Genomic DNA, 19,798 nt, shown 5'->3' on the forward strand with positions numbered 1-19,798 from the left:
TATGTTAGAATCGTTAAAAAAGATGTTTTCCGGCAACGAAGGAGATATGCCTGTAAATACTGGAAGTAAACCAGATATTTCAAGAGAGAAATCCAAAGAGCTGTATGAAAAGGCAAAAACCTATTTCCCTGGTGGCGTAAATTCACCGGTAAGAGCTTTTAAATCTGTTTATGGCACGCCGTTATTCATTCAAAAGGGTGATGGATGTTTCGTCTGGGATGCTGACGGGAATCAGTTTATTGATTTTTGCGGTAGCTGGGGCCCTTTAATTCTAGGTCATAATCCTCCTAAAGTAAGAGAGAAAGTAATTGAAACCATGCAAAATGGGATGAGTTTCGGTGCACCTACTGCTTTGGAAAATGAGCTGGCTGAACTGATTATCAAAAATAACAAACACGTAGAGAAAATTCGTTTTACGAGTTCTGGTACGGAAGCAGTGATGTCTGCGATCCGTCTGGCACGTGGTTATACCAGCAGAGATAAAATCCTGAAATTTGAAGGTTGTTATCATGGGCACAGTGATTCATTATTGGTAAAAGCAGGTTCAGGCCTGGTTACTTTTGGTGAAACTTCATCTTTGGGTGTTCCTAAATCTTTTGCAGAAGAAACAATTGTAATTCCTTTAAATGACACGGAAGCTTTGACACAGGCTTTTGCACAGTTTAAAGATCAGCTTGCTGCGGTAATTATTGAAGGTATTCCTGCAAATAACGGTTTATTGATCCAGGATCCTGCTTATATTGAATTCTTACAGAAAATCTGTAAGGACAATGGTACTTTGCTGATTTTTGATGAGGTGATCACAGGTTTCCGTTTAGGTTTTGAAGGTGCTGCGGGTTATTATAATGCGAAGCCGGATATTGTTACTTATGGTAAGATATTAGGTGGTGGTTTACCTGTGGGAATGTACGGGGCCTCTGCCGAAATCATGGGACATATTTCTCCTGATGGTGGTGTTTACCAGGCGGGTACTTTATCAGGAAATCCTGTAGCCATGTCGGCGGGTATTGCCCAGCTGACTGAGTTGTTGAAATCAGGTTTCTATAAAGAACTGAATGCAAAGGCTACAGAGTTTGCGGAAGGTATTCAGCGTTTTGCGACGGCAAGAAGTTATAAATTCAAAGTATTTCATGTAGGTTCTATTTTCTGGTTCGCTTTTACGGACAAGGATAAGATACAGTGTGCGGAGGATATTGATCCGGCAAGTATGGAGAAATTCAAAATCATGCACCGTGAGCTGTTAAACAGAGGTATTTATTTAGGCCCTTCGGGTTATGAAGTAGGATTTGTTTCTGCTGCGCATACAAAAATAGAGCTGGAAAAGGCTAAAAGAGCGATTCTTGAAGCGCTGGACATTGTTTTTAGGAAATAAGTAAATTAGCGTATATTTAAGAACTGTTTGATTTTGAACAGTTCTAAGAGATTTAGACATTTTGAAGAAATCAATAATCATATTTTATTTCATGTTGCTGTACTCTTTGGTACAGCTGATCTCCTGGGGAACGCTTGTGGTGAAGCTCCAGCCTTCCAGAATGGCCATGGTCATGGGAGAGGGGTCTGTGTTTTTGTTTCTTTTGTGTGTAGGGGCATATTTCCTGCACCAGTCGATCAAAAAGGAAGACTTGTTAAGAGAGCAGCAGCAGAATTTCCTGCTTTCTGTTACGCATGAATTGAAATCGCCTCTGGCAGCTATTAAGTTATCACTTCAGACGATTGTGAAACGCGATCTGGATAAAGCGCGTCAAACTTCTTTACTGAACAATTCATTAAAGGATATTGAGCGCCTGGATGATCTGGTGGAAAATATGCTATTGGCTACAAAAATTGAAAACCGCTCGTATTCCTTCCCTAAGGAAGAGTTTGATTTTTCAGAACTGGTTACCAAAATAACTGACAGGTTACAAATTCATTCTTGCGGATGTGAACAGGTGATTAGTCCTGTGATCCAGCCGAATGTGATTGTACTGGGAGATCCGTTTACCCTTTCTTCTGTAGTAACCAACCTGGTAGAGAATGCGGTGAAATATTCTGGCCCATGTGCTGAAGTGGGTGTTGAACTGGGAATGCGTGATGGACATCCTTTCCTGAGTGTTTCTGATAGAGGGCCTGGTATTCCGGATGCGGAAAAAATGCTCATATTTGATAAGTTTTACCGCGTTGGTGAAGAGAACACAAGGAAAGCGAAAGGAACTGGACTGGGATTGTTTATAGTCAAAGAAGTTTTGCAAAAACATGACGCTGATATCAGCGTCAGAGACAATGTGCCGCAGGGTACGATTTTTGAAATCACATTTAGTTGATCATTATGCAACAGAAATTAAGAATTTTATTGGTCGAAGATGAAGACCATTTATTAGATGCTATAAAATTAAACCTTGAATTAGAAGGTTACAAAGTCCATGCAGTGAAGGATGGTAAAACGGCTTTGAAGATTTTCAAAGAGGAACGTTTTAACCTGATCATCCTGGATGTGATGCTTCCTGAAATGGATGGTTTCCAGGTTTGTGAAACTATACGTTTGGAAAACACAGAGGTTCCTATTTTATTTTTAACGGCTAAAAACACGAGTGAAGACCGTGTAATGGGCCTTAAGAAAGGTGCTGATGATTATTTAGTAAAGCCTTTCAATTTAGAGGAGCTGATCTTAAGAGTTGGTATCCTGGTTAAACGCAGCATGAAGTCTGACGATTTAAAGGAATTGAATTCTTATAAAATCGGCGAAAAAACTATCTATTTCAATTCATTCGAGCTGAAACAGGATGATGGCGTGATTGTGCCTTTAACTAAAAAGGAGACAATGCTGCTTAAGTTATTGATTGAGCGTAAAAATGAAGCAGTTTCAAGAGAGCAGATTTTAGAGACTGTTTGGAATTATGATGTTTATCCTTCGACGCGTACGATTGATAACTTCATCCTTACTTTCCGTAAGTATTTTGAACCAGATCAGAAAAACCCGGTTTATTTCCACTCAATTCGTGGTGTAGGCTATAAATTTACGGATATCCATAACTAATGTATAACGCAAAAGGCAGGTATGCTCTGATGGCAATTTTTGTTATTGCCGCTGGGGTGTGCCTTTTTTATGACCAGTTCCAGCTGGCAGTAATCTCAGGATTAATGGCCGGATTTGTAGTCTGGAGCCATTTTAAAAGCAGCTCCATCTTAATTGCGTCGAAGTATTTTAAGAATGGTGATTACGATAAGGCTGAGAAATTATTGGCAGAAGTGCCAAATCCGGATCGTCTGGCCAAAAACAGACGTGGTTACTACGAATTTATGATTGCGAATATCGCGTTGAAGAAGGAGGACTACCAGGCTGCTGAATACCATTTTCAGGTGGCGAGCAGGTTTCCTCTGGGCACAAGAAGTGATAAGTCTTTTGTATTGATACATCTGGCTAATCTTGCTTTGCGCAAAAAGGATAAGGTAAGAGCATTGGCCTATGCTGATAAAGCAAAGGATCTTGCGAATACGGAGAGAACGAAAGAGATAATTAATAAAATAGAAAAAGAAGCAAATAGCTTACCAACAAATTAAGATTAGATGAACACTTTATTTTTAGATGCAGCATGGTCCAAACAAACTGAACGTCCACCGGTATGGATGATGCGTCAGGCTGGTCGTTTCATGCCGGAATATTGGGAGATTAAAAACAAGTATTCATTCTTAGAAATGTGCAAAACGCCTGAAATTGCTGCTGATGTAACGATGTTACCGGTAGATTTATTGGGTATTGATGCGGCTATTTTGTTTTGTGATATATTGGTTACTGGTGAGGCAATGGGCGGTGACCTTAGCTTTACGCAGGGTATAGGGCCGCGTTTTGCGAATCCTGTACGTACGTTGAAAGATGTAGAAAATCTGAATGTTGATTGTTTAGATCAGCTGGAGTATGTGGCTGATGCGATTAAAGTGATTCAGCAGCGTTTGAATGGAAGTATTCCTTTGATCGGTTTTGCTGGTGCTCCGTTTACGGTAATGAGTTACCTGGTAGAGGGCGCTTCTTCAAAGGATTTCAAGTTGACGAAGTTGTTGATGCATAATCACCCTGAGGTTGCGCATAAGTTGTTAGCGAAAATTGCGAAAGTAACTGCTGATTATCTGAATTTACAGATTGCTGCTGGTGTGAATGCGGTACAGATTTTTGATAGCTGGGCTATGGCTTTGTCATGGAATGATTATCAGGAGTTTTCTCACCGTTATATTCAGGAGATCATCGCTAATTTAAATAGAAAAGATATTCCTGTAATTTCTTTCTGTAAGGGCAGTTCTGTGTTTGCGCCGATTATGGCTACTGCAAAACCAGATGTGATTTCTGTGGATTGGAATGCTGATTTATTAAATATTAAACAGGCTTTGCCTGCTGGTATTGCTGTTCAGGGAAATCTTGATCCGCATATTTTATATGCTGAGAAGCCGGTGATTAAGAAACATATTTTACAGTTGTTTGAGCGTATGCGCGGTGAGAAAGGGTTTATATTCAATTTGGGTCATGGTATCATGCCTGATATCCCTTTTGATAATGTGAAGTATGCGATTGATTTCATTAAAGAATTCCGCTATTAATGGATCAGTATTATCCATATGTACTTTCTGTCCATATCATCTTTGTGGTGAGCTGGATGGCAGGGTTATTTTATAGTGTTCGTTTGTTTATTTATCATACGGAAGCGAATGATCGTCCTGAGGTTGAGAAAGAGATTCTTCAGAAGGAGTTTATTAAGATAGAGCACAAGTTGTGGCACATTATTACGAACCCGGCAATGACTTTTGCCGTGCTTGCAGGGATCGGAATGATTTGCATCAGACCGGGTTTGTTACATACGCCGTGGTTACATGTAAAGCTTGGTTTTGTTTTGTTATTGCTGGTTTACCATTTTATTTGCCAGCGGTTAATGAAACAGATGAAGAGTGGGGTTTTTAAACTAAGTTCTTTTAAGCTGAGGTTATGGAATGAAGTGGCTACGGTTTTATTGGTAGCAATTGTGTTTACAGTAGTGTTGAAGAGTGCGGTTGACTGGGTTTATGGGTTGATCGGATTGATCGTGTTTTCTGGTGGAATTATGACGGCTGTTAAGTTGTACAAGAATTATCGTCAGAAACGGGGAGAGTAAAGTTACTGTAAGAGGGAAATAATAAAACACCATGCAGTATTTCGGCTGGAATTCATCTGAAGGGATGAATAAGGCTCGAAATACTGCATGGTGTTTTTTTTATTTCTCTGAAGGTGTTTTTTACATGCAGGATGTTTACTGCAAGAATTGCTTGTTTGGTTTGTTGGTTGGATGGAGAAACTAGGTGGCGAAACCGGATGTAGAAGATGCATTGGTTAAATATTTATTTCTGCTGGTGTGAAACTTATGATAGGTTTGTTGATCATATTAGATATGATTTGATTATTTTTCTATGATTGTATTAAATTAAGGAATGCTTAAATTTAGCCGCTGGAAACGATAATGATATAGTTTGATGTGGGGATCATAGGAGAATGATCTTTGTAAAGAACAATAATGGATAGAAACTGGTTAGTAATATAGAGACGGGCTATTGAATAAGATATTGAACTGATAATATGAAGAATAATTTACTAAAGACTTTAATGCTGACGGGATTGGTGGGAGCGGCTTGTTTAACGGCTGCTGCACAATCGGGTGATCATGTGGATACAACAGTGGTGCAGACTGCTAAAAATTCGGTAAAGAGCCGGAAATACAATTGGAATGTATCTTTTGGACGTAATGAGGATAGTGTGAAGAATGTTTCTGCTCCTAAGGGTCGTTTTGGTTATGGACTTACTTTTACGAGGTTGGATATTGGTTTTTCAAGATTGATTGACAATGGAAGTTTTAAGCTTTCCCCTAAAAATGATTTTCTGGATTATAGGGGAATCAAAACGAGCACGGTATCTTTTGATTTGGCATACTTTGGGTATCGCTTTAATCCTAATTTCAGGATTTATACAGCGGCAGGGTTTGATTGGACTTTAATAAGGTTGGAGAAGAATATCACGATTCAGAAAAATACACCAGATCTTACTTATGTGGAGGAACCGATTGATTTTAGTAAGAATAGGTTCTCTAGTAGTTATGTGCATATTCCATTGAATTTTGAGTTCAGAACGAATGAGAATCAAAGGGGAAAAAGATTTTATTTTGTTGTTGGGCCTGAGGTGAGCTTTTTGCTGAATGGAAAGGTTAAGCAGATTAGTGAGGAACGTGGTAAGCAGAAGTTCAGGAATGATTATGATTTTCAAAAGGTGCGTTTAGGGGGTACATTGAGAGTTGGATATGCAGGGATTGGCTTGTTTACTAAGTATTATTTCAATGATATGTTTGATACTGAGGCACAGAAGGGACTTAAGAATTTAGCTTTCGGGATTACTTTCGGCATTCATTAGCCGGTATTTGTTAGCGTAAAGAGCCTCAGGATGTTATTATCCTGAGGCTTTTTTATGTCATATGGGGTTCAATTCGGCGCTTATATTAGGTAATTTCTCTCTGAAGCGTATCTTTACTGTGTGGACGAAATTATCATCAGCGTTAGACAACTAACTAAGCAATATCAAACTGAACAGGCTTCAGGAATCAGAAATATCACTTTCGACATTAAACGGGGAGACATCATCGCAGTAATTGGAGAGAGTGGAAGTGGGAAGTCTACTTTATTGAAATCTATTTTTGGTTTGCTGAAGGTTGATGAGGGAGAGGTTTTGCTGAATGGTAAGCGTGTGCTGGGGCCGCATGAACAGCTTATTCCGGGGCATAAGGAAATGAAGATTGTGACGCAGGATTTTTCGCTGAATATTTATGCGAAGGTGTATGATAATATTGCTTCTGTGCTTTCTAATACGGATGTAAAGGGAAAGGAAGAAAAAACAGTGAGGATGATGGAGCATCTGCATATTGATCATCTGAGGAATAAAAAGATAACTGAATTGAGTGGGGGTGAGCAGCAGCGTGTGGCGATTGCCAGGGCTTTGGTTACGGATACGAGTGTTTTGTTATTGGATGAGCCTTTTAGTCAGGTGGACGCGTTGTTAAAGAATCAGTTGCGTGCGGATATTAAGCGTATTGCTGCTGAAACAGGAGTGACTGTGATTATTGTATCTCACGATCCCGCCGATGGGTTATTTTTGGCGGATGAGTTAATTTTGATGAAGGATGGAATGCTGATCCAAAAGGGAAGGCCTGCTCATGTTTACAATCATCCTGAACATATTTATACTGCACAGTTGTTAGGGAATGCGGTTGTGCTGAAGCCGGAGGACGCGGTTAAGTTAGGGCTTCAGGCTAAGCAGCAGTCAGTAGTGTTTTATCCTGAATGGGTAGAATTAAAAGGTGGATGGAATAGTAAAAGGTACGAGGTAAAGGATGTTTATTATAAAGGCTTTTATGAGGAACTGTTGCTGGAAAGAAATGGTGTGATCATCAGGGCTATTCAGCTGAACAGGGGAGAGCATAAAAAAAACGACCACGTTCAGGCGAACATTGGTCGTTTTTTAGAGTTTTAAGTTATCTGATTACTGGATCAGATAAGAGTCTATTAAGGTTACTTTTACGTTTGAGTCGAAAGTTGGTGCTCCAATTGCAGCGCCATTAGGTTCGCTGAAATATATATTCACAAAGCCTATACCAGAGTCAATGGTGTAGGATATACCTTTATAAGTTTGAGGAAGAGCTTCATAAACGTTTGGATCATCGATTGACATCGCTACTACGATATGACCATTTTTATTAAAATAAGCGTCGTTTTCCGGAACTTTAATAGTGGTAAACCATGATTTATTATCACTGGTTAACTTCCAGTTCGCTTTTGGAACAGTGACCAAAATAGTTCTGTTCGTAGTCTGGTTATTAGGAGCAATAACTTCCTTCTTACATGAAGACAATCCGATTGCCGTAATGCTTAAGAGTAATAGTAGGTATTTTTTCATATTTGTGTGTTTCATGTTTACTTAGCAAATGTATTGCCAAGTTTTTGATGGTCATAATAATTAACAGTTTTTAACTTTTCAATGGTATTAAATTATAGTGTTATTCCTGTCTTTATATGTAAATATAATATTATTGATTTGAAATTGGGGTTTATTAATTGATTTTTAATTATACCAACATTTATTATCTATTGTCCAGCGGCTATTGTATACTGTTTGTTTACAATAGACTATCTTTTTTATACCATTCTATAGCAAAGGTTATTAGGTTCTATTAAAAACTACTAAGTTTAGTAGATACCTATGTAACAAGTTTTTTACCTAAAACCTAAACCTATGAAAAACAAAACATTATTAGTTGCGCTTGCCTTCGCAGCTTTCACTACTTCCTGCAAGAAACAAAGCGGACAGGAGGCTCCATTAGCAGATGCTAAACAAAACGATTGTAATTGTGCAGTTGAACAGGCTTTGCCCGAGATTAAAGGACAAGTAATCTCTTTTGGGAATGGAGCTAAAAAGATCAGCCTGACCAAAAAAAATGATCAGTTTATTCTGGGAGGGGACATCCTGCTGAGTAATGACCAGGTTTCTCTGCTGAAGCAAAAGGCTGATGCTTCAGGAGCGTCTACAGAAAGTACATTTGTCGATTATCTGAATAGGAGATGGACTAATGGTATTGTGTATTATTCCATTGATACTAATGTTCCCAATCAGGCGAGAATTACTGATGCAATTGCACACTGGAAAGCTAAAACCAAGTTAACATTTACAGTCCGTACTAACCAGGCAAACTATATCAGGTTTGTGGTTGGGACTGGTTGTTCTTCTTCTTTAGGGATGATCGGAGGGGCTCAGAAATTGAACCTGTCTTCTGGTTGTTCAACGGGTAACGCTATTCATGAAATAGGACATGCACTTGGCTTACTGCATGAGCAAAGCAGAACTGACCGTGATGATTATGTGATTATCAATAAGGACAATATTGAGGCGGGTTATGAGCATAACTTTGATACCTGGGCGGATAGAGGATATACTGGTGGACAAACTGGTGCCTTTGATTTTGGATCGATTATGATGTACCCTTCCAATGCTTTCTCCAGTAATGGAGAGCCTACGATTACAAAACTTGACGGATCTACTTTTGGTTCACAAAGAACTGCTTTGTCTGCTGGAGATCTGGCCGGGTTTAAATATTTGTACCCGAACTATTCACTGTAGACTCTGCTGATAACTATAAGTACACATAATTATCATTGATAAATATTTTTATAACAAAAAGGCAGGTTTACAGGCTGCCTTTAATATTTCTTGTGGACTTGGTAATAATTACACTATAATTGTTATCATTTAATAATTAGCATTTTATGGAAATCCAACGAAAGTCAAACCTCAGTTATCAGGAGTTTATGGACGAGCATCATAATCCCGGAATTCCTGTAATTTTAACGGATGCAACGAAAGTCTGGAAGGCAAATGGTTTATTTACGCCAGATTGGTTTCGCGAGAATTATCCGGAAAAAGAAAGTGATGTCCTGAATATGGAAACTGGAAAACCTTATAAAATGAAAGAGGTCATGGATCTGGCAGAACATAGCTCTGAAGAAAACCTTGCACCTTATCCGCTTACGTTTAATATCAGTAAGGAAATTCCCGAGATGCTGGATTTACTGCTGCCGCTTAATTTGGGGTATGCAAAACCGAACTGGTTAGAGTCATCTTCATTTAAACGTGGAAACTGGGGTGGGATTATTGAGCTTTTTGTTGGCGGGCCGGGTGGCAAATTTCCTTACGTGCATAAAGATTATTATCATTTGAGTGCATGGATCAATCAACTGTATGGGGAGAAAATGTTTACAGTTTTTCCACGTGGGCAGGAGAAGTTCTTATATGCTACAGAAAAGAATCAATGGCGTTCGGAGGTGAACGTTTTTAACCCTGATCTGGAGAAACATCCGGAGTTTAAACATGCTACGCCAATTAGTTTTAAAGTAAGTGCCGGCGAAACTTTATATATCCCTTTTGGGATCTGGCATACGGCACATTCCTTATCACCAACTATTTCAGTGGCTTTTGACCAGCTGAATAGCAAGAACTTTCCTCTGTTTATGAATGATGTCTGGAATTTTAAGAAGGAGGGAAGTAAATTAAAAGCTGTTGCTGCTTATTTATATGCACTTGCTTCCGGAATGGGATGCCGTTTGAAAGAGAATTTCTAAATGAAGATAACGGGAGTTCAATCGAACTAAAAAAGACCTTAACTATCGAATAGCTAAGGTCTTTTTTTTGGAAGGGAAAAGCGATTATACCAGATATTCAAACAAAGTCTGATCATTATTTAAATCAATAACTTCGAACTTAAATTCTGCCATTCTCTCTTTTAAAGAGGTATAGTCAGTGCTTTCCTGTAGTTCTATACCAACCAGTGCAGGGCCATTTTCCCTGTTAGTCTTTTTGATAAATTCAAAACGGGTGATATCATCGTGAGGCCCTAATACGTTGTTCACAAATGATTTCAATGCACCTGGCCTTTGTGGAAAGCGAACAATAAAATAGTGCTTCAGACCCTCGAAAAGCAAAGACTTCTCTTTAATTTCCTGCATTCTCTCAATATCGTTGTTACCACCACTCACGATACAGACTACGGTTTTGCCGGTAATTGTATCTTTCAATTGATCGAGTGCAGCTACAGCAAGTGCTCCTGCTGGTTCTACGACAATCGCATCTTCATTGTATAACTTTAAGATAGTTGTACAGATCTTACCTTCAGGAATTAATAACATTTCATCCAGTAAATCACTGCAATATTTGAAGTTGAGGTTACCCACACGCTTCACAGCTGCACCATCTACAAAACGATCAATATAATCCAGTGTAACAGGGCTGCCGTTCTTTAAAGCCTGATTCATGGATGGAGCACCTTCAGGTTCTACACCAATCAGTTTAATCTGTGGATTGATGTTTTTGAAGTAGCTGCCTACACCAGAAGCCAGACCACCGCCGCCAATAGGCATCACAATAACCTCAGTTTCCGGGAGGTCCTGATAAATTTCAATACCTACAGTTCCCTGACCTTCTATCACTTTGATATTATCAAAAGGAGGAACGAAGACCATCTGATGTTCAGCCGTATAAGCTAATGCTTCCTTCATGCAGTCATCAAAAGTATCACCGACAAGTACAATTTTGATATTCTCTCCACCAAACATTTCAGTCTGTTTGATTTTCTGTCTTGGAGTAATTTCCGGCATGAAAATAACACCCTGGATACCTAGTTTTTTACAAGAATAAGCAACGCCCTGTGCGTGATTTCCGGCACTTGCACAAACCACCCCGCGGCTGGTTTGTGTTTGATCCAGTGTGCTGATCATATTATATGCACCACGCAATTTATAAGAACGCACCACTTGCAAATCTTCTCTTTTCAGATAGATTTTTGCATTGTATTTTAATGATAGTCCTTCATTATACTCTAATTGGGTACGCTTAACGGTATCTGCAATACGTGCGGCGGCTGCCTCAAAATCCAGTTCTACTTCCTTTTCCAGCTCCATGTTATAAGAATTTATTTAATGCATCCAGGTAAGCATCGGCCGATGCCTTAACGATGTCAGTACTGAAGCCATAGCCTAAATAAGAACGTTCCTCGAAAATTACTCTCATATTTACTTTACTCGTGTCATCGCTGCCACCGTGCATCGCCTGAATTGTAAATTCTTTCAACTGAATATCTTTACCAATGATACTTTCTATAGCTTTAATCGTTGCATTCACGGGGCCGTTACCTTCAGCTTTCGCCTCTTTCTCTGTCCCTTCATGTTCTAATTTTACGGTCGCTACTGGTAATGCTGAATCTCCGCAAACTACATGTAAAGAATTCAGTTTATAACCGTTTTTATAAGTATGTTCTTCACCATCACTCATTAATGATAATAAGTCATCATCTGAGATTTCTAATTTCTGATCTGCCAGTAAAAGGAATTTCTCATATACCTGATCCAGATTGATCTTCTCAATCACATAACCTAATCTTTCCAGGTGATGCTTTAAGGCATGACGGCCACTTCTTGCGGTCAGAATAATGCCTGCTGCATCGATTCCTACATCTTCAGGGTTAATGATTTCGTAATTTTCTCTGTGTTTAAGGAAACCGTCCTGGTGGATACCTGAGCTATGTGCAAAAGCATTTTGTCCGATAATTGCCTTGTTCGGCTGTACCGGCATTCTCATCATACGGCTCACTTTAGCACTGATCTCGCTGAAATGTTTGGTATTGATATTAGTTTTCAGGTTCAGGGCATGGTGTGTTTTTAAAACCATAGCTACTTCTTCCAATGCAGTATTACCTGCACGTTCACCGATACCATTGATCGTACACTCTACCTGGCGTGCACCGTTGATTACGCCGGCCAAAGTATTCGCTGTTGCCAATCCTAAATCATTGTGGCAATGCACAGAGATAATGGCCTGGTCTATATTCTGAACATTTTGTTTCAGGTAAAGGATTTTTGATCCGTATTGTTCCGGAAGACAATAGCCGTTGGTATCAGGAATATTTACCACGGTTGCGCCTGCTGCAATTACAGCCTCAATCATCTGTGCCAAAAATGCATTATCTGCACGGCCTGCATCCTCTGCAAAAAACTCGATGTCTTCTACAAATTGTTTGGCATATTTTACAGCTTCTACAGCGCGTTGCAGAATTTCTTCGCGTGTGCTGTTGAATTTATATTTGATGTGCATATCGGAAGAGCCTATTCCGGTATGTATTCTTGGGCGTTTAGCATATTGTAAAGCAGCTACGGCCGAATCGATATCCTTTCTGTTTGCTCTGGTCAGTGCACAAATGATTGGCTCTCTTACTGCTTTGGATAATTCAACTACACTTTGGAAATCACCAGGACTGGATATTGGAAAACCAGCTTCAATCACGTCTACGCCGAGCGCTTCCAGTGCTTTTGCAATTTCTATTTTTTCTGGTGTAGAAAGCTGGCAGCCTGGAACTTGTTCTCCATCACGAAGGGTCGTGTCAAATACGTAAACTCTATTAGGATCGTGTAGCATAGTCATGGTTTAGTTAGTGTAAGTTTGTTGTGTAATGAATTTTAAGACGAGTTTACCCATATCCTGAGTACCTAATACTTTGTATGGGCTGGTAGAGTCGTCTGCGATGTCACTGGTTCTGTAGCCATCTTTTAATACCCTGTCAATAGTTGAAATGATCAGTTGTGCTTCTTCTTTTAAGCCAAAACTAATTTCCAGCATCAGGGCAACTGACAGGATAGAGGCTAGCGGGTTAGCCAGATCTTTACCTGTGATATCATGTGCAGAACCGTGGATAGGCTCAAAGAAGCCAGTTCCATCTCCAATTGAAGCTGAGGCAAGCATACCCATTGAGCCTGCAATTTGTGAAGCTTCGTCAGTTAAAATATCACCGAACAGGTTTGCTGTTAAGACCACATCAAATTGTTTAGGATCTTTAATCAATTGCATTGCTGCGTTATCAACAAATAAATGTTGTGTTTCTACTTCAGGGTATTGTTTAGCAATTTCCTGAACGGTTTCTCTCCATAATCTTGAACTTTCAAGCACGTTTGCTTTGTCTACAGAACATAGCTTTCTGCCACGCTGCATAGCTGCTTCGTAAGCTTTATGGGCAATTCGTTCTACTTCATATTTGTGATAGATCATCAGGTCTGATGCGGTATTTTTATCTTCTGATCTTGTTTTTTCACCGAAGTAAACATCACCTGTAAGCTCTCTGAAAAACAGGATATCTGTACCACGAAGAATATGTGCTTTAATACTTGATGCATTTAATAATTCATCAAATAATAGTATAGGGCGCAGGTTTGCATAAAGGCCAAGTTCTTTACGGATTTTCAGCAGCCCTTGTTCGGGACGCACTTTTAAAGAAGGATCATTGTCATATTTTGCATGACCTACTGCTCCGAAGAGTATCGCGTCACTTTTTTTGGCTTTTTCTAAAGTTTCATCTGGTAATGGATTACCAGTTGCTTCTATAGCTGCATGTCCCATTAGCGCTTCATCAAAAGTAAACTCATGATCAAAGCTGATTGCAATTTGTTCTAATACGGCTTTCCCCCATTGGGTTACTTCTGGTCCAATGCCATCTCCTGGTATAACTAATATGTTTTTCTTCATTTTAATATGGGTTCTAATATTCTTCCGACGGATTTTACTTCGCCGTTTTCCAATAAAATTCTTTTCTCTATACAAGCAGGTAACTGTGTTTCAAAGTGGCCAACATAAATTAATGTGGTTCCGTTTTTACATAATTCGTCTACGAGCTTGTTAAAATACTGTGTTTGTTGCTGATCTAAGCCCTGACATGGTTCATCCAGGATGAGCAGTTCGGGGTTCTTTATAATGGTACGGGCTAAAAATGCCAGTCTTTGTTTCCCTAAAGGAAGCTGATTGAGAAGGATATCCTGGCATTCGGTAAGTCCGAAGTAATCAATTAATTCTGCCGCCTGTGTCTTTTTTGTATAATCAGGTTCACGGAATAAGCCTGAACTATCAAAGAATCCCGAAATGATACTTTGTTTGACAGTTGCCAGAGGATCAAAATACCAGTGCAGTTCTGGTGAGATCAAGCCAATACGTTTTTTAATATCCCAGATACTTTCACCACTGCCTCTTTTATGACCGAACAGGTAAAGATTGTTCGCATAAGCCTGAGGATGGTCACCTGTGATTAAACTTAAAAGCGTTGATTTACCAGATCCATTAGGGCCTTGCAGCAACCATTTTTCTCCTGCTTTAACTTCCCAGTTGATGTTTTTTAAGACTTGCTTTTCGCCGTAGCTGATATTGACATCGATCATTTTGATCACACTGTCAGCAGAGGAGACCGGAGCTTCTTTTAAAAAATCAGGGATTGGTTTGCTTTCTTCCTCTTCATCAAATTCCAGCGTATGTTCACCGGCAGAGATTTCAATCAGCTGACCTCCGCTTAATGCAGCAAAACGATGAACGCATGGAGGTAATTCTTTATCATTACTGATTAAGATCAAAGTTGTACCTGCTGCGGTTATCTCTTCAAACAGCACGTTTAAATTGCGACGGGAAAGTTTATCTAATCCGTTATAAGGCTGATCTATGATTAATAATTGAGGTTTAAGCCATAAAGCACTAACCAATTGCAATTTTTTATGTTCACCGCTTGATAACTGAATCAGTGTCGATCCTATCAAATCTGAAAAACCTAAAGCGGTTAAAAGTTTCTCCACTTCGCTGAACTGAAGCTGATGTTTTTTGCCATAGCTCTCCAGTTCTGCGCGTACAGTTGCAGTAGTTTCGGTCGACTGTTTATTGTAACGCTGCTGATAATAGAAGTTAGACTGGCCTTCCAGGTCTTTAAACTGATACCAGTTCGCTACATAATGAACCACAGGGGCTAAATTGCTTTTTATATCAAAATTAATTTCAATATCGCCCTGAAATTTGACCAGACCAGCAATCGCTTTAGCCAGTGATGTTTTTCCGCTGCCGCTAATCCCACGTAACAACCAGTTTTCATGGCGGTTTATTGTCCAGTTCAGTTCCTGAAGTACCGGTTTGTGATGGTACTTCAAGCTCAGATTTGTGATATGTACGATGGGTTGCGTCATTATTTTGCTTGTTCGAATGCTGCGATCAGATGTTTTTGGTTTAAGATAAAATCGATGTCATCGTAGCCATTGATCAGACATGATTTTTTATAGGCATTGATTTCGAAATCGGCTTTTTCTCCGCTATCTACAATAGTTACGGTCTGTTTTTCCAGATCGACATCCAGCTGTGCTTTGTGATTTTTACCAACCGCAGTATAAATTGCAGATAAGAAATCTTCACTGACCTGGATAGGTAAAAGGCCGTTGTTCAAAGCATTTCCTTTGAAGATATCAGCAAAAAAACTGCTGATCACTACGTCAAAACCTGCATCCTGAATAGCCCATGCCGCGTGTTCACGGCTACTGCCACAACCAAAGTTCTTGCCTGCGACTAAAATCTGGCCGCTATAAGCAGGATCATTCAGTACAAAATCAGGTTTTAAAGTATGATCTCCATTGTAACGCCAGTCGCGGAACAGGTTCTCACCGAAACCTTCACGGGTTGTCGCTTTCAGGAACCTGGCCGGAATGATCTGGTCAGTATCAATGTTTTCTATATTTAAAGGCACAATTGCCGATGTTAGTTTCTCGAATTTTTTCATCATGTGTTTTTCTAAGCCTTGGTCAACATTTCTCTTACATCTGTAATTTTTCCTGTAACTGCCGCTGCTGCTGCTGTTAGTGGACTTACCAGTAAAGTTCTTGCGTCAGGACCCTGGCGACCTTCAAAATTCCTGTTTGAAGTAGAAACACAGTATTTTCCAGCAGGTATCTTATCTTCATTCATTCCTAAACATGCACTGCATCCTGGTTCACGAAGCTGAAAGCCTGCTTGCTCAAATATCCGGTCAAGACCTTCATTTTTGGCTTGTTGTTCTACTTGTTTTGAACCTGGAACAATCCATACCGTTACGTTTTCTGCTTTTTGTTTCCCTTTTACGAATTCTGCAACTTCACGCAGATCTTCGATACGGGAATTGGTACAGCTTCCAATAAATACATAGTCAACAGGTTTTCCGATTAAAGAAGAGTCATCCTCAAATCCCATATAATCCAATGCCTTTTGATAAGACAATTGTTCTTTATCAGGTTGTGAGTTTGTAGATGGAATATTTTCCTGAATGCCCATACCCATACCCGGATTTGTTCCGTAAGTAATCATTGGGGCAATGTCTTCAGCTTTGAACGTTAATACGCTATCAAATTCAGCATCTGCATCACTGTACAAAGTTTTCCAGTAGGCAAGGGATTTATCCCATTCTGCACCAGCCGGGGCAAATTCTCTGCCTTTGATATAATCAAAAGTAATTTGGTCAGGTGCAATTAATCCACCTCTGGCACCCATTTCTATACTCATATTACAGATCGTCATCCGGGCTTCCATACTTAAAGCCTCAATTGCCGAACCTGCATATTCTATAAAATAACCAGTACCGCCTGCGGCTGATATTTTAGAGATAATGTATAAAATAATGTCTTTAGCAGACACGCCTTTTCCTAAAGTACCGTTAACCTCTATTTTCATAGTTTTCGGTTTTTGCTGCAATAAACATTGTGTCGCAAAAACCTGTTCTACCTGTGAAGTACCTATACCGAATGCAATTGCACCAAAAGCGCCGTGTGTAGAAGTATGGCTATCCCCACAAACCATAGTTTTTCCTGGAAGTGTAATTCCCAGTTCAGGGCCGATTACGTGAACGATTCCTTGAAATGGATGTCCCAGGCCATACAGTTCGATACCGAATTCTGCACAGTTTTTGGTCAGCATATCAACCTGATAACGTGATAGTTCTTCTTTAATCGGCAGCAACTGATCGATAGTGGGTACATTATGGTCGGCAGTAGCCACAGTTTGCTGCGGACGGAAAACGGGTAAGCCTCTTTTGCGCAAGCCATCAAAAGCTTGCGGCGAGGTTACTTCATGGATTAAGTGCGTATCAATATATAGAATATCAGGAAATCCTGTTTCGCTTTTTACAACGTGTGCATCCCATATTTTTTCTACTAATGTTTTTGACATCTTATGCTTGTTTTATAAACCTCCCAGGTTACTGACCTGAGAGGTCTTCTATTATTCTTATGCTGTTTTAATTGATTTCATTGCGGTCATTGCTTTTCTCAGTTCTGCACCGATAGTTTCAACCTCATGTGAGCGGATAACTTCGTTCACTGCAATCAGTGCTCTATTATCTACTGAACCGTCTTTGCCTTCGTTAAAGTTTTTACCAATCAGATCAGTATCTACATTTTTCATGAAATCTGCCAGCAAAGGTTTACAAGCATGGTCAAATAAATAGCAACCATATTCTGCGGTATCAGAGATTACTCTGTTCATTTCAAATAATTTTTTACGTGCAATGGTATTGGCAATCAGTGGAGTTTCGTGTAAAGACTCATAGTAAGCAGACTCAGGCTTAATTCCTGCTTCTACCATAGTTTCAAAGGCTAATTCAACACCTGCTCTGATAAAGGCAACCATTAGTAAAGCGTTGTCAAAATATTCCTGTTCTCCGATTTTAACATCACCGGCTGGTGTTTTTTCAAAAGCTGTTTCGCCAGTAGCTGCACGCCATGCCAATAAGTTTTTATCTCCTGCTGCCCAGTCTTCCATCATGGTACGGCTAAATTCACCACTCATGATATCATCCTGATGCTTTTGGAACAACGGACGCATAATTGTTTTCAATTCTTCTGAGATTTCAAAAGCTTTGATTTTTGCTACGTTACTTAATCTGTCCATCATGGCAGTGATTCCACCTTGTTTCAAGGCTTCAGTAATCACTTCAACACCGTACTGAACAAGTTTAGAAGCATAACCTGCATCTATTCCCTTCTCAACCATTTTGTCGAAAGAAAGGATAGACCCTGTTTGCAATAATCCGCAAAGGATAGTTTGCTCACCCATTAAATCTGATTTCACTTCGGCTACGAAAGATGATTTTAATACACCAGCTCTGTGCCCGCCTGTTCCAACGCAGTATGCTTTGGCTTGTACCAGACCTTTTCCTTCAGGATCATTTTCAGGGTGTACAGCGATCAGGGTTGGTACACCGAAACCTCTTACATATTCTGCTCTTACTTCACTTCCAGGGCATTTAGGAGCTACCATGATTACCGTAATATCTTTACGGATCTGCATGCCTTCTTCTACGATGTTAAAACCATGTGAGTATAATAAAGTAGCGCCTTTTTTCATTAATGGCATAATTGCAGTAACTACCGCAGTATGTTGTTTATCAGGGGTCAGGTTGATGACAACATCAGCTTCAGGAATTAATTCTTCGTAAGTGCCTACAGTGAAATTGTTCTCTGTAGCATTTTTCCAGGAATCTCTTTTGCCTTCAATAGCTTCTTTACGCAAAGTATAAGAAACATTTAAACCACTATCTCTTAAGTTTAAACCCTGGTTTAGTCCTTGTGCGCCACAGCCTACAATAACTAGTTTTTTTCCTTTTAATGCGTTTACATCATCCAGGAATTCTGAACTGTCCATGAAATCGCAAACACCTAATTGGTTTAATTTTTCTCTAAGAGGAAGTGTGTTAAAATAATTTGACATCGTTTATTGTTTTTTGATTTTTAAGGTTCTTTTAATTGTTTATTGGTTAATTTTTCAGGTCCACAATGGATTACATTGTAAATACGTTCTTTTCTTTGTCGAGGAATTCGTTTTCTATGACATCCTGACCTGGATCAAGACGTTCAAATTCTCTCAGTTTGCTGTTAAATCCTTCGCTGTCTTTGATAATTGCAACACGCGCACTGCGGACAAATTCAATCAGTCCGTAAGGTTGTAATACTTCGATCAGTTTATCTGTTTCGGTACGGTGACCTGTAGTTTCAAATACCGTGTAATCTTTACGGATCACAACAGCTCTGGCGCCATTTTCACGAAGTAAGCGTTCAACCACTACTTTCTCTACAATGGTATCAGTAGGTACTTTGTACAGGGCTAATTCCTGCCAGATGATATCCTCATTTGTATTAAAGTATACTTTGAGAACTTCTACCTGTTTTTCAATCTGTCTGGCCAGTTTACGAACTACTTCTTCAGTTTCAGTAATTAAAATATTGAAACGGTGGATGTGTTCAATTTCAGAAGGGGAAACATTCAAACTTTCAATATTGATCTTCCGTCTTGAAAATATAATCGCAATACGGTTAAGTATACCGATCTGATTTTCAGTATATACCGTAATGGTAAATTCTTGCTTAGCATTCGCTAACTCTATATCCTGAGAATTGCTCATAA

19 protein-coding genes are annotated in these 19,798 nt (G+C 39.5%); 10 read left to right on the forward strand and 9 right to left on the reverse strand.

The window, feature by feature from the left end; translation table 11 throughout:
• Window position 1 precedes the first annotated feature (1 nt).
• The 8 genes from hemL to HDE70_RS25470 all read left to right on the forward strand — a co-directional run bounded on the left by hemL (window position 2) and on the right by HDE70_RS25470 (window position 7,510).
• The gene (gene hemL / locus HDE70_RS25435) at window positions 2–1,372 is read left to right on the forward strand and encodes a glutamate-1-semialdehyde 2,1-aminomutase (RefSeq protein WP_183868686.1); all 1,371 of its coding nucleotides are present in this window, start codon (window positions 2–4) and stop codon (window positions 1,370–1,372) included.
• A 61-nt stretch (window positions 1,373–1,433) separates the two neighbouring features.
• Window positions 1,434–2,300 (forward strand): sensor histidine kinase, encoded by an 867-nt coding sequence (locus HDE70_RS25440; protein ID WP_183868688.1) that lies wholly within the window; start codon window positions 1,434–1,436, stop codon window positions 2,298–2,300.
• Between the two features lie 5 nt (window positions 2,301–2,305).
• Window positions 2,306–3,013, forward strand: a complete 708-nt coding sequence (locus tag HDE70_RS25445; RefSeq protein WP_041887337.1) for a response regulator transcription factor — start codon at window positions 2,306–2,308, stop codon at window positions 3,011–3,013.
• Window positions 3,013–3,537: a tetratricopeptide repeat protein gene (locus tag HDE70_RS25450; protein ID WP_183868690.1), complete on the forward strand. Its 525-nt coding sequence runs from the start codon at window positions 3,013–3,015 to the stop codon at window positions 3,535–3,537. Before HDE70_RS25445 ends, HDE70_RS25450 begins: the two co-directional genes overlap by 1 nt.
• 6 nt (window positions 3,538–3,543) lie before the next feature.
• On the forward strand, window positions 3,544–4,566 hold the full coding sequence (gene hemE / locus HDE70_RS25455) for a uroporphyrinogen decarboxylase (protein ID WP_183868692.1): 1,023 nt from the start codon (window positions 3,544–3,546) through the stop codon (window positions 4,564–4,566).
• Window positions 4,566–5,114, forward strand: a complete 549-nt coding sequence (locus HDE70_RS25460; RefSeq protein ID WP_183868694.1) for a CopD family protein — start codon at window positions 4,566–4,568, stop codon at window positions 5,112–5,114. Before hemE ends, HDE70_RS25460 begins: the two co-directional genes overlap by 1 nt.
• 458 nt (window positions 5,115–5,572) lie before the next feature.
• The gene (locus HDE70_RS25465; protein WP_183892215.1) at window positions 5,573–6,397 is read left to right on the forward strand and encodes an outer membrane beta-barrel protein; all 825 of its coding nucleotides are present in this window, start codon (window positions 5,573–5,575) and stop codon (window positions 6,395–6,397) included.
• 120 nt (window positions 6,398–6,517) lie between these two features.
• Window positions 6,518–7,510, forward strand: a complete 993-nt coding sequence (locus HDE70_RS25470) for an ABC transporter ATP-binding protein (protein WP_183892216.1) — start codon at window positions 6,518–6,520, stop codon at window positions 7,508–7,510.
• 9 nt (window positions 7,511–7,519) lie between these two features.
• Here HDE70_RS25470 and HDE70_RS25475 read toward each other — a convergent pair whose 3' ends face one another.
• Window positions 7,520–7,933: a hypothetical protein gene (locus tag HDE70_RS25475; RefSeq protein ID WP_183868700.1), complete on the reverse strand. Its 414-nt coding sequence runs from the start codon at window positions 7,931–7,933 to the stop codon at window positions 7,520–7,522.
• A 336-nt stretch (window positions 7,934–8,269) separates the two neighbouring features.
• Here HDE70_RS25475 and HDE70_RS25480 point away from each other — a divergent pair, with 336 nt between their 5' ends.
• Window positions 8,270–9,151, forward strand: coding sequence for a M12 family metallopeptidase (locus tag HDE70_RS25480; RefSeq protein ID WP_183892217.1), 882 nt, complete (start codon window positions 8,270–8,272; stop codon window positions 9,149–9,151).
• A gap of 146 nt (window positions 9,152–9,297) precedes the next feature.
• Entirely contained in the window at window positions 9,298–10,149 is an 852-nt protein-coding gene (locus HDE70_RS25485) for a cupin-like domain-containing protein (RefSeq protein WP_183892218.1), read from the forward strand.
• An 84-nt stretch (window positions 10,150–10,233) separates the two neighbouring features.
• Here HDE70_RS25485 and ilvA read toward each other — a convergent pair whose 3' ends face one another.
• The 8 genes from ilvA to ilvN form a co-directional block, all read right to left on the reverse strand.
• Window positions 10,234–11,484 (reverse strand): threonine ammonia-lyase IlvA, encoded by a 1,251-nt coding sequence (gene ilvA / locus HDE70_RS25490; RefSeq protein WP_183868706.1) that lies wholly within the window; start codon window positions 11,482–11,484, stop codon window positions 10,234–10,236.
• A 1-nt stretch (window position 11,485) separates the two neighbouring features.
• Window positions 11,486–12,994 (reverse strand): 2-isopropylmalate synthase, encoded by a 1,509-nt coding sequence (locus HDE70_RS25495; protein ID WP_183868707.1) that lies wholly within the window; start codon window positions 12,992–12,994, stop codon window positions 11,486–11,488.
• Between the two features lie 9 nt (window positions 12,995–13,003).
• The gene (gene leuB / locus HDE70_RS25500) at window positions 13,004–14,095 is read right to left on the reverse strand and encodes a 3-isopropylmalate dehydrogenase (protein WP_183868709.1); all 1,092 of its coding nucleotides are present in this window, start codon (window positions 14,093–14,095) and stop codon (window positions 13,004–13,006) included.
• Window positions 14,092–15,564: an ATP-binding cassette domain-containing protein gene (locus HDE70_RS25505; RefSeq protein ID WP_183892219.1), complete on the reverse strand. Its 1,473-nt coding sequence runs from the start codon at window positions 15,562–15,564 to the stop codon at window positions 14,092–14,094. Before HDE70_RS25505 ends, leuB begins: the two co-directional genes overlap by 4 nt.
• Window positions 15,564–16,148: a 3-isopropylmalate dehydratase small subunit gene (gene leuD, locus HDE70_RS25510; protein ID WP_183868840.1), complete on the reverse strand. Its 585-nt coding sequence runs from the start codon at window positions 16,146–16,148 to the stop codon at window positions 15,564–15,566. Before leuD ends, HDE70_RS25505 begins: the two co-directional genes overlap by 1 nt.
• An 11-nt stretch (window positions 16,149–16,159) precedes the next feature.
• Window positions 16,160–17,566, reverse strand: a complete 1,407-nt coding sequence (gene leuC, locus HDE70_RS25515) for a 3-isopropylmalate dehydratase large subunit (RefSeq protein WP_183868713.1) — start codon at window positions 17,564–17,566, stop codon at window positions 16,160–16,162.
• 57 nt (window positions 17,567–17,623) lie between these two features.
• Window positions 17,624–19,105 (reverse strand): ketol-acid reductoisomerase, encoded by a 1,482-nt coding sequence (gene ilvC, locus HDE70_RS25520; protein WP_183868715.1) that lies wholly within the window; start codon window positions 19,103–19,105, stop codon window positions 17,624–17,626.
• A 70-nt stretch (window positions 19,106–19,175) separates the two neighbouring features.
• Complete coding sequence (ilvN, locus tag HDE70_RS25525) at window positions 19,176–19,796, reverse strand: acetolactate synthase small subunit (RefSeq protein ID WP_183868717.1); 621 nt, start codon at window positions 19,794–19,796, stop codon at window positions 19,176–19,178.
• Window positions 19,797–19,798: the final 2 nt, after the last annotated feature.

Source organism: Pedobacter cryoconitis, assembly GCF_014200595.1.
GTDB lineage: Bacteria > Bacteroidota > Bacteroidia > Sphingobacteriales > Sphingobacteriaceae > Pedobacter > Pedobacter cryoconitis_C.

Bases quoted from the DNA above. Each gene is read 5' to 3' on its own strand.
- leuD (WP_183868840.1), bottom strand. From the start codon at position 16,148: ATGAAAAAATTCGAGAAACTAACATCGGCAATTGTGCCTTTAAATATA.
- leuB (WP_183868709.1), bottom strand. From the start codon at position 14,095: ATGAAGAAAAACATATTAGTTATACCAGGAGATGGCATTGGACCAGAA.
- hemE (WP_183868692.1), top strand. From the start codon at position 3,544: ATGAACACTTTATTTTTAGATGCAGCATGGTCCAAACAAACTGAACGT.
- HDE70_RS25465 (WP_183892215.1), top strand. From the start codon at position 5,573: ATGAAGAATAATTTACTAAAGACTTTAATGCTGACGGGATTGGTGGGA.
- leuC (WP_183868713.1), bottom strand. From the start codon at position 17,566: ATGTCAAAAACATTAGTAGAAAAAATATGGGATGCACACGTTGTAAAA.
- HDE70_RS25475 (WP_183868700.1), bottom strand. From the start codon at position 7,933: ATGAAAAAATACCTACTATTACTCTTAAGCATTACGGCAATCGGATTG.
- HDE70_RS25460 (WP_183868694.1), top strand. From the start codon at position 4,566: ATGGATCAGTATTATCCATATGTACTTTCTGTCCATATCATCTTTGTG.
- ilvC (WP_183868715.1), bottom strand. From the start codon at position 19,105: ATGTCAAATTATTTTAACACACTTCCTCTTAGAGAAAAATTAAACCAA.
- ilvN (WP_183868717.1), bottom strand. From the start codon at position 19,796: ATGAGCAATTCTCAGGATATAGAGTTAGCGAATGCTAAGCAAGAATTT.
- HDE70_RS25450 (WP_183868690.1), top strand. From the start codon at position 3,013: ATGTATAACGCAAAAGGCAGGTATGCTCTGATGGCAATTTTTGTTATT.
- HDE70_RS25485 (WP_183892218.1), top strand. From the start codon at position 9,298: ATGGAAATCCAACGAAAGTCAAACCTCAGTTATCAGGAGTTTATGGAC.
- HDE70_RS25445 (WP_041887337.1), top strand. From the start codon at position 2,306: ATGCAACAGAAATTAAGAATTTTATTGGTCGAAGATGAAGACCATTTA.
- hemL (WP_183868686.1), top strand. From the start codon at position 2: ATGTTAGAATCGTTAAAAAAGATGTTTTCCGGCAACGAAGGAGATATG.
- HDE70_RS25505 (WP_183892219.1), bottom strand. From the start codon at position 15,564: ATGACGCAACCCATCGTACATATCACAAATCTGAGCTTGAAGTACCAT.
- HDE70_RS25495 (WP_183868707.1), bottom strand. From the start codon at position 12,994: ATGCTACACGATCCTAATAGAGTTTACGTATTTGACACGACCCTTCGT.
- HDE70_RS25480 (WP_183892217.1), top strand. From the start codon at position 8,270: ATGAAAAACAAAACATTATTAGTTGCGCTTGCCTTCGCAGCTTTCACT.
- ilvA (WP_183868706.1), bottom strand. From the start codon at position 11,484: ATGGAGCTGGAAAAGGAAGTAGAACTGGATTTTGAGGCAGCCGCCGCA.